Below are 14,154 nucleotides of genomic sequence, written 5' to 3' on the forward strand. Positions count from 1 at the left end.
CCGTGGGAGGTCGCCGAGCCGACCGGGTGGTGCAGCGCGAACTGGCGCAGCGGCTCGGCGACCTCCCACGGGTGCAGGGTGTTGAGCCAGGTGACCATGGAGCCGCGCTTGCCGCCGTCGAAGTAGACGGGGTCGCACAGCTTGCCCATGCCGGCGTAGATCGAGATGAAGCCCAGGAAGATGCGCAGCGGGAGCAGCACCACGCCGAGGTTCATCCGGCGGCCGGGGTAGTAGGCGTGCCGGCCCAGGTCGTCGGCGCCGCGCCGGGCGGGGCGCGGGGCGTCGAGGTCGTCCTCGTCGTCGGCGGCGTACGGCGGGAACGACTCGGTGGGCTCGTCGCCGTACTCGTCGTACTCGTCCTGCCCGTCCTGGCGGCCGAAGTCCGGTCGCGGGTACGGCGGTTGGTCGTACGAGCCGCTGCGCATGTGCGGCAGGAGGCGGGTGCCGCCGTCGTCGGCGGAGGTGCGCTGATGGCCGACGACGGGGGTCTCGACGGTCTGGTCCAGCGCGTCGTACGTCTCGTCGTAGCCGGTGGTGCCGACGCGCGGGATGACGCGGGTGGCGCCGGTGTCGGGCGGCTCCTCGGCATGGCGGACGATGCTGCCCCGCACGGCCTGGAGGAGCCGGTGGGCGCCGGTGTCGTCGGGCGCGGAGCGGCCGCTCCACACGACCGGACGGCGACGGCCGGCGCCGGCCCGGGCCGCCTGGCCCGCGACGGGCATCCGGGCGGTGTCCTGGGCGGCGCTGAGATGGCGGGCGATCCGGGCGGACCGGGTGCGCCCGGCCTTCCCGCCCAGCTGCACGCGGAAGCTGGCGTGGTTGACGATGATCTGCGCCGGGTCGCTCGGCACCTTCACCATGCTCAGCGCGGGAGCGTCGTCGAATCCCGACGAGCGGTCCCCCGTGGGTGTGCGGGGTGTTCTGGTGTCCACACTCATCTAACCGAGTGACGTGGGGATAGGACACTGCTTTGACCGGCCGGATGTGTCCGGGCCCCGTCAAAGCAGTGTCGAACGCCATATGGACGCCGGAATTCCCGCGTAAGGGTGAAGTTCCGGACGGGTGTTCAGTCCCGTCGGCGCGTCGTCGCGACGGCTCAGCTCCGCCTGCGGGCGGCCTCGTAGAGCACGATGCCCGCGGCCACACCGGCGTTGAGGGACTCGGTGCCGCCCGGCATCGGGATGCGGACGCGGTAGTCGCAGGTCTCGCCGACGAGCCGGGACAGGCCCTTGCCCTCGCTGCCGACCACGATCACGACCGGACCCGACAGGGCCGCCAGCTCGCCCAGCTCGGCCTCGCCGTCCGCGGCCAGGCCGACGACCGCGACGCCCGCCTTCTTGTACTGCTCCAGGACGCGGGTGAGGTTGGTGGCACGGGCGACCGGGGTACGGGCGGCCGCACCGGCGGAGGTCTTCCAGGCACCGGCGGTCATACCGGCCGAGCGGCGCTCGGGCACGACCACGCCATGGCCGCCGAACGCGGAGACCGAGCGGACGACCGCGCCGAGGTTGCGCGGGTCGGTGACCCCGTCGAGCGCGACGACCAGCGGGTCCGCGCCCTCGTCGGCGGCGGCGTCGAGCAGGTCCTCGGGGTGCGCGTACTCGTACGGCGGGACCTGGAGGACCAGACCCTGGTGGTTCAGGCCGTTGGTCATACGGTCCAGCTCGGGGCGCGGCGCCTCCATGAGGTTGATGCCACCGCGCTCGGCGGCGAGCTGGAGGGCCTCGCGGACGCGCTCGTCGTTGTCGATGAACTGCTGCACATAGAGGGTCGACGCGGGGACGCCCTCGCGCAGCGCCTCGACCACCGGGTTACGGCCGACGACCAGCTCGGACGCCGACTTGCCGCCGCCCCGGCGCGGCTGCGGGCGGCCGCCCTGCGCGCGGCGGACCTTCGCGGCGGCGGCGCGCTGCTTGACGTGCCCCTTGCGCATCTCGGCGGGCGGGGTCGGGCCCTTGCCCTCCAGGCCCCGGCGCCGCTGGCCGCCACTGCCGACCTGCGCGCCCTTCTTGCCGGACATGCGGCGGTTGTTCGCGGCCATGAGTCACCTGTTCCGTGAGCTTTGTTCGTACGTACGTCTTATGCAGTGTGCCGCCCGGGGGGCCGGGCGGCACAATCGATCAAGGGGCGCCCGCGGTGGGCTACCGCGCGCTCAGGGTCCAGCGCGGGCCCTGCGGGCTGTCCTCGATGGCCAGGCCGGCCTGGGCGAGCTGGTCGCGGATGGCGTCGGCGGTGGCCCAGTCCTTACGGGCCCGGGCGGACTCGCGCTGGTCGAGGACGAGCCGTACGAGGCTGTCGACGACCCCGTGCAGATCCTCGCTCTCCTCGGACGCGCCGGCCCACTGCTCGTCCAGCGGGTCCAGGCCCAGGACGCCGAGCATGGCGCGGACCTCGGCGGAGCGGGCGACCGCGGCGTCCTTGTCGTCGGCGGCGAGCGCGCTGTTGCCCTGGCGGACGGTGGTGTGCACCACGGCGAGGGCGCCGGGGACGCCCAGGTCGTCGTCCATCGCCTCGGCGAAGGCGGGCGGGACCTCGGCGGCGGGCTCGACGCTCTTGCCTGCCAGCTCGGTCACGCGCTGCAGGAAGCCCTCGATCCGGCCGAAGGCGGCCTCGGCCTCGCGCAGGGCCTCCTCGCTGTACTCGATGGTCGAGCGGTAGTGCGGGGTGCCCAGGTAGTAGCGGAGCACGATGGGGCGCCAGTTCTTGACCATCTCGGAGACCAGCACGCTGTTGCCCAGCGACTTGGACATCTTCTCGCCGCTCATGGTGACCCAGGCGTTGTGCACCCAGTACCGGGCGAACTCGTCGCCGAAGGCCTTGGCCTGCGCGATCTCGTTCTCGTGATGCGGGAAGATCAGGTCCAGGCCGCCGCCGTGCACGTCGAAGGCGGAGCCCAGGTACTTGTGGGCCATCGCCGAGCACTCCAGGTGCCAGCCGGGGCGGCCGCGGCCCCAGGGGGTCTCCCAGTCGGGCTCGCCCGGCTTGGTGGCCTTCCACATGGCGAAGTCGCGGGGGTCGCGCTTGCCGGTGATGCCCTCCTCGGCGGGCTGGCGCATCTCGTCCAGGTCCTGCTTGGACAGCTCCAGGTAGTCGGGCCAGGAGCGGACGTCGAAGTAGACGCTGCCGTCGGCCTCGTAGGCGTGGCCGCGCTCGATGAGGGTGCGCATCATCTCGACCATCTCGGTGACATGGCCGGTGGCGCGGGGCTCGTAGGTCGGGGGGAGGCAGCCGAGGGCGGTGTAGCCGTCGTTGAACGCCCGCTCGTTCTCGTAGCCGATGGACCACCACGGGCGGCCCTGTTCCCGGGCCTTGGTGATGATCTTGTCGTCGATGTCGGTGACGTTCCGGACGAACGTCACCTCGTAGCCGCGGTACTCGAACCAGCGGCGCATGATGTCGAAGTTGAGGCCCGAGCGGATGTGCCCGATGTGCGGGGCCGCCTGCACGGTGGCACCACACAGGTAGATCGAGACACAGCCCGGCTTGACCGGGTCGAAGTCACGAATCTGCCGGGCGCTGGTGTCGTACAGGCGAATAGTCACCACTCCAGAGTAGTGGGCGCGACCCAGTGCCTCACGCCCCTTCCCCTGTTTGTCCCGCTCCAGGCTGTGAAAGGCGGCGCCGCCGTACGCGGGTCTCAGACGGGCAGGCTCCAGGACGGCCCTTCGGGGCTGCCGAGCCAGACCCGTTGGGTGCCGTTCTCCTCCACCGTCATGCCGAAGTCGGACAGCGTGGGTGAGCCCGCGCTCCGCCAGGTGGTGAGGGCGCCTTCCACCTGGTCCCACAGCCGGAGGGGACCATGCTGGTGCACGGCCCACCCCTCCCCCGCGGGCTCGGTCCATGCCTGGGATCCGGTGGCGACGTCCACCAGGATCACGTCCGTGCCGGTGGTCATGAGTTCGGCGGACGGCGCGGCCAGCTGGGCCAGGAACTGCCCGGTCCAGTCCTCCAGGAGTGCGGGCTTCACACGGGTGGAGCGAGTGCGGCCGGGGTTCCTGTGGAACGTGGGGCGAGGCGGTCGTTCATGGGGGCGGGCGAGCATGTAGCTGATCTGGTCGGTGTGGAAACGCCCGGTGGCCGTTCCGTCGTCGTGGACGGTGAGACGGACGAGTCCGGAAGCCGGCAGCCACCCGCCGACGGCGGCGGTGACGGTGCCGCCGTCTCGTACCTGGTGGAGCCAGGCCGGGGGGATGTGGCGCACGGCGCAGGTGGCCACGATGTGGTCGTACTCGGCGCCGTCCCGGTGTCCGGCGAGGCCGTCACCGGTGAGGAGGGTGGGCTGGTGGCCGGCCGCGTGCAGGCGATCGGCCGCCGCGGCCGCAAGGTGAGGGTCGTACTCGATGGAGTACACGTTCTCGTCGCCGAGGCGAGCGCACAGGATGGCGGTGGAGTAACCGGTCCCGGTGCCGATCTCCAGCACCTTGTCGCCGTCGCCGATGCGCGCGAGGTCGAGCATGCGCACGATCAGGGAGGGCAGCGTGCTGGACGAGGTGGGGCGCCCGGTGACCGGGCCGGTGGCGTCGGCGGCGGCGATGCCGTCGACCTGGGTCACCCAGGTGGTGTCCTGGTGGACGAGGCGCAGCCACTCGGCGGGGTCGGTCCGGTCGCGGTGGAGGGGCGTCCAGTGACGGCCGTCGAAGCGGAACAGGCCGCCGCCGACGAAGAGTTCGCGGGGCACGCTTTCCAGGGCGGTGCGCCATGCCGGGTCGCCCACGGGGACAGCGGCCGCGAGTCGGCGGCGCAGGTCGTCGGAGTCGGTCATGCGGGAGCTCCGTGCTGTAGGCGGTCGGCGATGGCGCGGGTGATGGGGGCGGTGATGCGGTCGGGGAACCAGGCCCATTGGCCGTTCGGGTTGCACTCGTACCAATGCCACCGGCCGTCGTGGTCCAGGCCGAAGTCGAAGGCTCCGAAGACGAGCCCGAAGGCACCGAGGTAGGCGCGGACGCTCTCGGCGATCTCGGGCGGGACCGGTACGGCGGTGTAGGTGAGCTGGTCATAATGGCGACGCCAGTCGATCCCGGACGAGCCGCTGATACGGACGGCGGAGAGGTGGTCACCGACAGCGGTCAGACGGATGTCGGCGGTCTTGCCGACGCGCCGCTGGAAGAGGTGGGCGGTGTGACGTACCCGCTGGTCGATCTGGCTGGGGGTGACGTCGTCGATCCAGACCGTCAGTGCGCGGCCGGTGCTGTCGGTGTACTCGGTCTCCCGGAGCGGCTTGTAGATCACAGGCTCGTGTTCGGCGGTGAAGGCGCGGGCACGGTCGGGGTCGTTGGTGATGAGCGTGGGTGGCACGGTGAAGCCGCAAACGGCGGCGGTGGCCAGTTGCGCCGGTTTGTACTCGGCGTCCCGGTTGCGCCATGGGTGGTTCAGGTAGTGGGCACCGGGAAGGGCGGCGAGGATGCCGCCGAGTCCGTAGCGGGCCTCTTCGACGCCCCATCGTGCCGCCAGGTCGTCCATGGCACGGTCGGCGGTGTAGGGGGTGGGCCGCCGCCAGTACACCGAGCGGACGTTCCCCGTGTCGAGGGTGCGGGAGGCAGTGGCGAGAGTGCCACGGGGTCCGGTGCCGTCGAAGGTGCTCGACAGGAGGATCTCGGTGGGGAAGTCGCCGGGGTCCAGGCGGACCACCGGAACGCGGCGCAGGTTCAGTTCGCTGATCACGCCGTCCGCGGTGGCGTCGTCCAGACGCGTGACGACGAGGACAGGCGGCCCACCCGGGGCCATCAGTCGGTGTCCCCGCTCTGGTCGCTGCCCTGGTCAGGAGTGCCGTCCAGGCTGGTCTTCGTGCTCGTCTCCTGCGACGTCTCCGACCGCTTGTGCCTGGCCTCCACAGCCAGGGGCGTCCCGTCAGGGGCGACCCAGGCGGGAACTTGCGTGCGCGGGTCGAGAATCGGCCGGGCGGCGGGAAGGACCGCCGCCGCAGGGTAGGGCCGCATGCGTCCGAGTCCCCAGGGCTTGGCCTGATCCGGTGATGCTGTGGGCTGCATGAGTCTCCTCGTTTCTCGAATGGTCCGGCGATGACCCCCACCGCCGGGGGTTCGGGATGATCAGTGACGACGCCGTCCCCTCACGCATCGGCCAGTAGCTCGGCCCAGACCGTCTTACCGGTGCGGGACGGCCGCACCAGCCAACGGGCCGCCAGTTCGTCCACCACCGCCAGCCCACGACCGGACTCCGCGCCGTCGGCGGACTCCCGGCGTACGAGCCGTCGCCCCGACGGGTCCGCGACCGACACCCACACCGTTCCTGGCCCGGGACGCTCCAGCGTCAGACGGCAGTTGCCCGGCCCCTCCGGCGGCGCGCAGGCCGGGCGAGCGTGTCGCACCGCGTTCGTCACGAGTTCCGAGACGACCAGCACGACGTCGTCCGTCATGCCCACGAGACCCCAACACGCCAGCGTGGTACGGACGCTCGTCCGCGCCACCGCCACCGACGAGGGGCGAAGAGGCAACGTCTGCGCGTAGCCGGGTACGGGCCCCGTCAGAGGCCGCAGGACAGATGGTGTGGAGCGAGCCGTCGTGGTCATCGTCGCCTCTTCGTCGTCTTCTGCCCGCCCGGCCCTCCGGGAGTGAGCGCCGAGCGGCCGGTAATCACTCAACACCTGTGCGCGACCATGGGTAAGCGAGCACAGTGGACGGTGAGTTGCACAGGTTGCACACGCTCGGGGGTCACGATGGGACGACAGTCACTCATGCCGAACGACGTCCTGGCGGCGCTGATGCGAGAGGGGAACATCCAGAACGACCAGCTGGCACGCCGAGTCAATGCCGCCGGCACCGAACTCGGCCTCAGCCTGACCTACACCAAAACGGCCGTCTCGCAGTGGTTGAAAGGGCACCGGCCGAAGAGAGAAGCGCGCCCTGCCGTCGCCGAAGCGCTCTCACGTCTGCTCGCGCGGCCCGTAACGTCGGCGGAACTCGGCTGGGACAGCGACACCGCCGAGCCCCCGGCCATGTGGTCGGGAATCGTCGACCTCGGAAGGGCGGACATGGACCCATCCCGGCGCGCCGTGCTCGGCGCGGGCCTGTACTCGGCGGCACTGGCAATCCCCCGTTACGACGACATCGCAGGCCGGACAGATCATGTATCGGCCGGTCCCACCACCCGTATCGGCCGGTCCGACGTGGAGACCGTGAAGCGGATGACGGAGCGGATCGCGGACATCCTCGACGATCTCGGGGGTGGCCATGCCCGTCCCATGGCAGCGGCATTCCTCGTCAATACCGTGGGGCCTTATCTGCGTGCGGACGGAACGCACGAGGTGAAGCGCGCGATGCGGGCCGCGGCCTCGGACCTCACGTACCTCACCGGGTGGATGGCCATGTACGAGCGCCAGCATGGCGTCGGCCAGCGGTACTACGTGACGGCGCTGAAGCTCGCCGGCGCCGCCGAGGACCATGTGACGTACTGCCGCACCCTGCGCGGTATGGCGTTGCAGGCTTCGAACCTGGGTCACGGCCCGAAGGCCCTCGAACTCGCCGACTCGGCCGCGGAAGCCGCCCCGGCCTCAGGGCCGCGCCTGGTGGCGTTCCTGCGCGGCCAGCAGGCACACGGAGCGGCCATGGTCGGCGACCAGCGGCAGGCGTTCGACCGCCTCCGGGAAACCGAAGAGGCGCTCTCGCAGGCCGACGGCCGCAACGACCGCATCGGCGGATACGATCGCGCCGCCTACGAGTTCCACGTCGCCCACGTCCTGTGGGAACTCGGAGACCGGCCCGGGTCGGTCAAAGCCCTGCGCCGGTCCAACAAGGCACGGCCTCCCGGCGAGCGGCAGGGCCGCGTGCACGCAACCGGTCTCCTTGCCACCCGGCTCATGGAGATGAGGCACGTGGAGGAGGCATGCCGGGAGTGGCACACGTTCCTCGACGACTACGCCGGCGTCAGTAGTGCGCGGGGTGACGAGCACTTCACCACCCTGCAAACGTCCATCCAGCCGTACGGATCGCTGCCGGTCGTACGCGCACTGGACGCGCGGGCCCGCGACGTGGCCCGGCAGAAAACGGCAGCCTGACCGGCGGGCGGCGCCCTCCTTCCACCCGGAAGGAGGGCGCCGTCTCGTGTCCGACGGACGAGGGTGAAGACCTCAGAGCCGCCCGACCACCTTGCGCGGGGTGATCCGGACGACGACCCGTTCCGCGTCCTGGGCGGATTCCGGGTTGAACTCGGCGTACTTCTTGCCCGTGTACTTCAGGCTCAGGTCGTCGATGAGGGACTGGCCGCCGGTGGTGGTCAGTTCGGCGGTGCCGCGGATCTCGGCGTACTCGTAGGGCTGGTCGGGGTTCATGACGACGACGGTGACGCGCGGGTCGCGGTCGAGGTTCAGCTTCTTGCGGCGGTCGACCGTGGTGGAGAAGAGGAGGTGCTCGCCGTCGCGTTTCACCCAGACCGGGGACATCTGCGGGCTGCCGTCGGGCTGGACGGTGCCGACGACGATGAACACCTTGCCGTCGAGCAGGGACTTGAGCCGGTCGGACAGGGCGGCGGACATGGGTACCTCCGAAAGGGCGCGGACGGTGACTCTCCGGGTACCCTCGCACGCCCTCGGCTCACCCGCACCAGGACGCCGCCGGGTTCAGGCCGCCCGCACCACCAGCGCCGTCGCCACCGCCATCAGCCCCTCGTCGCGCCCCGGGAAGCCGAGGCCGTCCGTCGTCGCGCCGGAGACCGACACCGGCGCGCCGGCCGCCTCGGAGAGGATCTTCTGGGCCTCGTCGCGCCGCTTGCCGATCTTCGGGCGGGGGCCGATCACCTGCACGGCGACATTGCCGATCAGGAAGCCCGCCGCGCGCACGATCCGCGCGGCCTCGGTGAGCAGCGTGACCCCCGACGCGCCGGACCACTCGGGCCGCCCGGTGCCGAAGTGCTGCCCGAGGTCACCGAGCCCGGCCGCGGAGAACAGCGCGTTGCAGGCGGCGTGCGCGACCACGTCCGCGTCGGAGTGCCCGGCCAGGCCCGGCCCCTCGCCCTCCCACTTCAGGCCGGCGCACCACAGCTCGCGGCCCTCCTCGAAGGCGTGGATGTCGGTGCCGATGCCGACCTGGGGCAGCACCATGCCAGCAGCCTCAGTAGCCATCGTTGAGCCTCCTGCGGGCCAGGACCGCCTCGGCGAGGACCAGGTCCAGCGGGCGGGTCACCTTGAACGCCTCCTCGTGGCCGGGAACCGTCACCACGGGCAGGCCGAGCTGCTCCACCATGCTCGCGTCGTCGGTGACGTCCTCGGTCACGGTCTCGTGCGCGCGCACCAGCGTCGCCCGGTCGAACCCCTGCGGCGTCTGCACGGCCCGCAGCCGGGCCCGCTCCGGCGTGGCCACGACCGGCTCGGGCGCGCCGGGCTCGGTGGCCGGCTCGACCTCCTTGACGGTGTCGGCCAGCGGCAGCGCGGGGACGACCGCCGGGGCGCCGGCGCGTACGGCCTCGATCACCGCGTCGACGGTGTCGACCGGGACCAGCGGGCGGGCCGCGTCATGGACGAGGACGACGCCGTACTCGGGCGGTACGGCCGCGAGGCCGAGCGCCACCGACTCCTGGCGGCTCTCACCGCCGGGCACCACCACGAAGTCGGTGCGCTCGGGCAGCGCATGCGCGTCGAGCAGCGACTTCACCTCGGTGGGGCCGTCCGCCGGGGCGACCACGACGACGAGGGAGACATGGCGGGACGCGGCCAGCGAGTGGACCGCGTGGATGAGCATCGGTGTGCCGTTCAGCGCCCGCAGCGCCTTGGGCGCGCCCGGTCCGAGCCGTACGCCGCGGCCGGCGGCGGGAATGACGGCGGCGACGGGGGCCCCCGCGGGCGCGGAGGGCGGCCCGGCGGGCGAGGGACGCGATTCGTCAGACATCGGTTCCTGTCAGGTTTGTGTGCTCGACCTAGGTGGGTATGGCCTTCAGGAGTGCCGGGCGCGACGCCTTGACCGGACCCTTTCCGTGACCCTGGTCGAGCCGTGCGACCCGGCCCGGCACATCGAGTATCGGGGGCCCGCTTCCGTTTTCAGGGGCTTTCCGGGGGGTACGCCACAGACGGCGCCGCGGGGACGGACATGCCGCAGCGCCCGGCGACAGAATCGAGTGTCATCGGGCACCGCGGCATTTTCGCTGTGCTGCGAATGTGGCTGAGAATGTGCGAGAGCACTGTGTGAGCGTGCGGGGAGTGGGGGCGAGGGGCAGGACCGATCAGAACATCAGCCGTTGACCGGGGTTCGCCGCCCACGGCACGGGCACGTCAGGAGGCGAGCACCTCGTCGAGCAGGGCCTCGGCCTTGTCCTCGTTCGTGTTCTCCGCGAGAGCCAGCTCGCTCACCAGGATCTGGCGGGCCTTGGCGAGCATGCGCTTCTCACCGGCGGACAGTCCGCGCTCACGCTCGCGACGCCACAGGTCACGCACGACTTCCGCGACCTTGATGACATCGCCGGAGGCGAGCTTCTCCAGGTTTGCCTTGTAGCGACGGGACCAGTTCGTGGGCTCCTCGGCGTACGGCGCGCGCAGCACCTCGAAGACCCGGTCCAGTCCGTCCTGACCGACCACATCACGCACACCGACGAACTCCGCATTGTCCGCTGGCACACGCACCGTGAGGTCACCCTGGGCGACCTTCAGCACCAAGTAGGTCTTGTCCACGCCTTTGATCTGGCGAGTTTCGATAGCCTCGATCAGCGCGGCCCCGTGATGGGGATAGACCACGGTGTCGCCAACCTTGAACGTCATGTGACAGGTACCCCTTCCGTGGCTATCCAGGGTAACACGGATACGACGTCTTCTGAATGGCGTTTTCGCAGGTCAGGGCATATCTCGGGGCTTGACAACAGCAACCGGAACGTGCTGCGAAGGCCCTCCGGAAGCGGGTATTCGCAGGTGGGAGGGGCTGTCCGGACGAGGCGAAACGCGTACGTCACACACCTCACGCACCCTCCCCAAGTGGATGAACATCCCGATTTGTCCGGTTCCCAGCGTACGACTTCCGCTACTCCGTTCGGAGGCCGCGGGCCCATGTGGGCCGTTTCCAAAATTGATCAGTGACGGCCAGACGGGTGATCCGTTGATCAATTTCGGGGCGGCCGTACATTCCTTCACGGAAATTTTGCGCGCGGTTATGCGAATGGCGTACCGCGCTCTCGGCAAAGTGGCCGAAGAGACCGTTGTGACTGCTGAGACGCGTGAGGGGTTGTCACGGCCGCGTACCCCCACTGGCGGGAAGCCCGGCGCCAGGGGGAGGGTCGGGTGCGATCACGCGGGAACGGCTCGGTAACCTGAAGCCGCTGACAGACACTTAGGGTGGCTTTACAAGGAAGCCGCCCCTGCGTTAGGAGTTGCCGCCGCCGTGAGCAGCAGCCTTCGACGCGGCGCCCTCGCCGCTTCTGCCATTGCCTTCTCGATCGCCTCGCTCGCCGCCTGCGGCGCCGGCAACGACTCCCAGACCCTTGAGGTCAAGCCGGACAACGCGGCGACCAGCGTCGGCGACATCAAGGTCCAGAACGCCCTGGTCATCACCCAGCCGGACCCGAAGGCGACCGGCCCGGCCGTGGTCTCCGCGACGCTGTTCAACACGGGCGACGACAACGAGACCCTTCAGTCGATCAGCATCCCGGGCACCAGCGACACCGTGAAGCTGACCCCGGCCAAGGGCGGCAGCCTGACCGTCCCGGCGCACGGCTCCCTGATCCTGGGCGGCCCGAACAACGCCTCCGCCGAGATCCCCGGCGGCCACCAGAGCGTGCAGGACGGCAACGCCCAGCCGGTCACCTTCACCTTCAGCAAGGCCGGCGCGGTGAGCCTGCGCGCCTTCGTGGTCCCGGCCACCAGCTACTTCGACAAGTGGGGCCCCACCCAGGTGCCGTCCGCCCCCACCGGCTCCCCGGCCGCCGGCGCCAACGCCTCCGGCAGCGCCAAGCCGGGCAAGCACGACGGGGCGAACCCCTCGTCGAGCGCGAGCACGGGCACCACGGCCGGCGCGGGCACCACGGGTACCACCGGCACCACGGGCACCGACGCGACCCCGAGCGACTCGGCCTCGCAGTCGGCCGGCGCGGGTCACTGAGCGGTCGTACGACCGACCGCCGAGCGATCGTACGACCGGCCGCTGAGCGGTCGTAGGGACGCGCGGACAACAGCGCGAAGGGCGGCACCCCCGAGAGGGTGCCGCCCTTCGCGCGCTGTCGTCCGCGGGCCTTCGGTTTACGGCTCGAACTTGTAGCCCAGGCCGCGCACCGTCACCAGGTAGCGCGGGGCGCCCGGGTCCGGCTCGATCTTGGCGCGCAGGCGCTTGACGTGGACGTCCAGGGTCTTGGTGTCGCCCACGTAGTCGGCGCCCCAGACCCGGTCGATCAGCTGCATCCGGGTCAGCACCCGGCCGGCGTTGCGCAGCAGCATCTCCAGCAGGTCGAACTCCTTGAGCGGGAGGTCGACCTTGGCGCCGCCGACCGTCACCACGTGCCGGTCGACGTCCATACGGACCGGACCGGCCTCCAGCGCGGCCGGGGTGACCTCCTCCGGCTCGCCGCGGCGGCGCAGCACCGCGCGGATGCGGGCGACCAGCTCACGGGAGGAGAAGGGCTTGGTGACGTAGTCGTCGGCTCCTATCTCCAGCCCGACGACCTTGTCGATCTCGCTGTCCTTCGCGGTCACCATGATCACGGGGACGTTCGAGCGGCCGCGCAGCTGGCGGCACACCTCGGTGCCGGGCAGGCCCGGCAGCATCAGGTCGAGCAGCACGAGGTCGGCGCCGTTGCGCTCGAACTCGTCGAGGCCGTCGGGGCCGGTGGCCGCCACGGCGACCTCGAAGCCCTCCTTGCGCAGCATGTAGGACAGAGCGTCGGAGAAGGACTCCTCGTCCTCGACGACGAGCACTCGGGTCACGGAAGGACCTCCGGGGAGGGAAGCGGTTCGTACGGGGATGACTCGGTGGGACCGACCTCGTCGTCGAGGCCGGGGTCCGGGTGCTGGAGCGCGCGGTCGCGGGCGGCGGCCGCCTCCGGCAGCCTGAGGGTGAAAGTGGAGCCCTGGCCTTCGGCACTCCAGACCGTGACCTCCCCGCCGTGCGAGGCGACCACGTGCTTGACGATGGCGAGACCCAGGCCGGTGCCGCCGGTGGCCCGGGAGCGGGCCGGGTCGACGCGGTAGAAGCGCTCGAAGATGCGCTCCTTGTCCTTGTCCGAGATGCCGATGCCCTGGTCGGTCACGGCCAGCTCGATCATGTCACCCCCGGGGGCGCTCACCCGGCGGGCGGCGATGCCCACCCGGGTGCGGGCCGGGGAGTAGTTCACCGCGTTCTCGACCAGATTGCCGAGGGCGGCGGCCAGCTGGCCCCGGTTGCCCCAGACATGCAGGTCGGCGGTGCCTCCCGCCCGTCGCCCGCCACCACTTTGATCGAGCCCTTCGGGCACACCCACATTCGTGGCCATGGTGATCTGCTTGGTGCCGGCCTGGTGGCGGCAGCGGTCCACGGCCTCGGCGACCAGCTCGTCCACCTGGACGGACTCGGCGTCCTCCAGGGGGTCGTCGTTCTGCACCCGGGACAGGTCGATGAGCTCCTGCACCAGGTTGGTCAGCCGGGTCGCCTCGATCTGCATACGGCCCGCGAAGCGCTCCACGGCCTCGGGGTCGTCGGAGGCGTCCATGACGGCCTCGGACAGCAGGGAGAGGGCGCCGACCGGAGTCTTCAGCTCATGGCTCACATTCGCCACGAAGTCGCGTCGTACGGCCTCGATCCGGCGGGCCTCGGTCAGATCCTCGACCAGCAGCAGGACCAGGCGGGAGCCGAGCGGCGCGACCCGTGCGGAGACGGCGAGGGCCTCGCCGCGTCCGCTGCCGCGCCGGGGCAGATCCAGCTCGACCTGGCGTATCTCACCGTCACGCCGGGTGTCGCGGGCCATCTGGAGCATGGGCTCGATGGAGAGTTTGCCTCCGCGCACCAGCCCGAGGGCGTAGGCGGCGGAGCTGGCCTTGACAACGGCGTCGGCCTCGTCGAGGACCACTGCGGAGGAGCGGAGCACCGAGAGAACGGTGTCCACGCCGGGCGGGAGTACGGGATCGGTGTGCAAGGAAGTCCTGGTCGGTCGCTTCTGGTCGCGTTCGCTCCAGCGGAACGCCAGCATGGCGATGACACCGGTGAGCACCCCGGCGATCGCTGCCGCTGCGGCGACCGCCGCGTTCACGTCCATGCA

Annotated in this window: 14 protein-coding genes and 1 pseudogene; 2 read left to right on the plus strand and 13 right to left on the minus strand. The window is 71.0% G+C overall.

Annotated features, from left to right (window positions below):
- The 7 genes and pseudogenes from CCN72_RS18105 to CCN72_RS18135 form a co-directional block, all read right to left on the minus strand.
- Positions 1-938, minus strand: a pseudogene (locus CCN72_RS18105) (hypothetical protein); the annotation flags it as partial.
- 158 nt (positions 939-1,096) lie between these two features.
- Positions 1,097-2,041 carry a 23S rRNA (guanosine(2251)-2'-O)-methyltransferase RlmB gene (gene rlmB, locus CCN72_RS18110; protein ID WP_037653397.1) on the minus strand — a complete coding sequence of 315 codons (945 nt, stop codon included), beginning with the start codon at positions 2,039-2,041 and terminating at the stop codon, positions 1,097-1,099.
- A 100-nt stretch (positions 2,042-2,141) separates the two neighbouring features.
- The gene (gene cysS, locus CCN72_RS18115) at positions 2,142-3,542 is read right to left on the minus strand and encodes a cysteine--tRNA ligase (protein ID WP_086808423.1); all 1,401 of its coding nucleotides are present in this window, start codon (positions 3,540-3,542) and stop codon (positions 2,142-2,144) included.
- 95 nt (positions 3,543-3,637) lie between these two features.
- Positions 3,638-4,762 (minus strand): ATP-grasp peptide maturase system methyltransferase, encoded by a 1,125-nt coding sequence (tgmC, locus tag CCN72_RS18120; RefSeq protein ID WP_086808424.1) that lies wholly within the window; start codon positions 4,760-4,762, stop codon positions 3,638-3,640.
- Positions 4,759-5,724 carry an ATP-grasp ribosomal peptide maturase gene (tgmB, locus tag CCN72_RS18125; protein ID WP_086808425.1) on the minus strand — a complete coding sequence of 322 codons (966 nt, stop codon included), beginning with the start codon at positions 5,722-5,724 and terminating at the stop codon, positions 4,759-4,761. The genes tgmC and tgmB overlap by 4 nt, the downstream gene beginning before the upstream one ends.
- A complete protein-coding gene (tgmA, locus tag CCN72_RS18130; RefSeq protein ID WP_086808426.1) occupies positions 5,724-5,987 on the minus strand; it encodes a putative ATP-grasp-modified RiPP in 264 nt (87 codons plus the stop codon). Before tgmA ends, tgmB begins: the two co-directional genes overlap by 1 nt.
- Before the next feature lie 80 nt (positions 5,988-6,067).
- A complete protein-coding gene (locus CCN72_RS18135; RefSeq protein ID WP_086808427.1) occupies positions 6,068-6,526 on the minus strand; it encodes an ATP-binding protein in 459 nt (152 codons plus the stop codon).
- Between the two features lie 165 nt (positions 6,527-6,691).
- On the opposite strand from CCN72_RS18135, the gene CCN72_RS18140 reads away from it, so the two are divergent.
- Complete coding sequence (locus CCN72_RS18140) at positions 6,692-8,011, plus strand: NsdA family TPR-like regulatory protein (RefSeq protein ID WP_244174302.1); 1,320 nt, start codon at positions 6,692-6,694, stop codon at positions 8,009-8,011.
- Positions 8,012-8,083: 72 nt separating this feature from the next.
- Here the strand turns inward: CCN72_RS18140 and CCN72_RS18145 are convergent, their stop codons facing one another.
- From CCN72_RS18145 to CCN72_RS18160, 4 genes are all read right to left on the minus strand, one after another.
- Positions 8,084-8,488 (minus strand): PPOX class F420-dependent oxidoreductase, encoded by a 405-nt coding sequence (locus tag CCN72_RS18145; protein ID WP_086808429.1) that lies wholly within the window; start codon positions 8,486-8,488, stop codon positions 8,084-8,086.
- Positions 8,489-8,572: 84 nt separating this feature from the next.
- A complete protein-coding gene (gene ispF / locus CCN72_RS18150; protein WP_086808430.1) occupies positions 8,573-9,073 on the minus strand; it encodes a 2-C-methyl-D-erythritol 2,4-cyclodiphosphate synthase in 501 nt (166 codons plus the stop codon).
- The gene (gene ispD, locus CCN72_RS18155) at positions 9,063-9,836 is read right to left on the minus strand and encodes a 2-C-methyl-D-erythritol 4-phosphate cytidylyltransferase (RefSeq protein ID WP_086808431.1); all 774 of its coding nucleotides are present in this window, start codon (positions 9,834-9,836) and stop codon (positions 9,063-9,065) included. Before ispD ends, ispF begins: the two co-directional genes overlap by 11 nt.
- 380 nt (positions 9,837-10,216) lie before the next feature.
- Positions 10,217-10,699 (minus strand): CarD family transcriptional regulator, encoded by a 483-nt coding sequence (locus CCN72_RS18160; protein WP_003953493.1) that lies wholly within the window; start codon positions 10,697-10,699, stop codon positions 10,217-10,219.
- Positions 10,700-11,312: 613 nt separating this feature from the next.
- On the opposite strand from CCN72_RS18160, the gene CCN72_RS18170 reads away from it, so the two are divergent.
- A complete protein-coding gene (locus CCN72_RS18170; protein WP_086808432.1) occupies positions 11,313-12,029 on the plus strand; it encodes a copper chaperone PCu(A)C domain-containing protein in 717 nt (238 codons plus the stop codon).
- A gap of 137 nt (positions 12,030-12,166) precedes the next feature.
- On the opposite strand, the gene phoP is transcribed toward CCN72_RS18170, so the two are convergent.
- Both phoP and phoR read right to left on the minus strand, forming a co-directional pair.
- Positions 12,167-12,838, minus strand: coding sequence for a two-component system response regulator PhoP (gene phoP / locus CCN72_RS18175; protein WP_466386957.1), 672 nt, complete (start codon positions 12,836-12,838; stop codon positions 12,167-12,169).
- A 5-nt stretch (positions 12,839-12,843) separates the two neighbouring features.
- On the minus strand, positions 12,844-14,151 hold the full coding sequence (gene phoR, locus CCN72_RS18180; protein ID WP_086808433.1) for a two-component system sensor histidine kinase PhoR: 1,308 nt from the start codon (positions 14,149-14,151) through the stop codon (positions 12,844-12,846).
- Positions 14,152-14,154: the final 3 nt, after the last annotated feature.

The sequence above is a fragment of the Streptomyces murinus genome, from assembly GCF_002154555.1.
In the GTDB taxonomy this organism is placed as follows: domain Bacteria; phylum Actinomycetota; class Actinomycetes; order Streptomycetales; family Streptomycetaceae; genus Streptomyces; species Streptomyces murinus.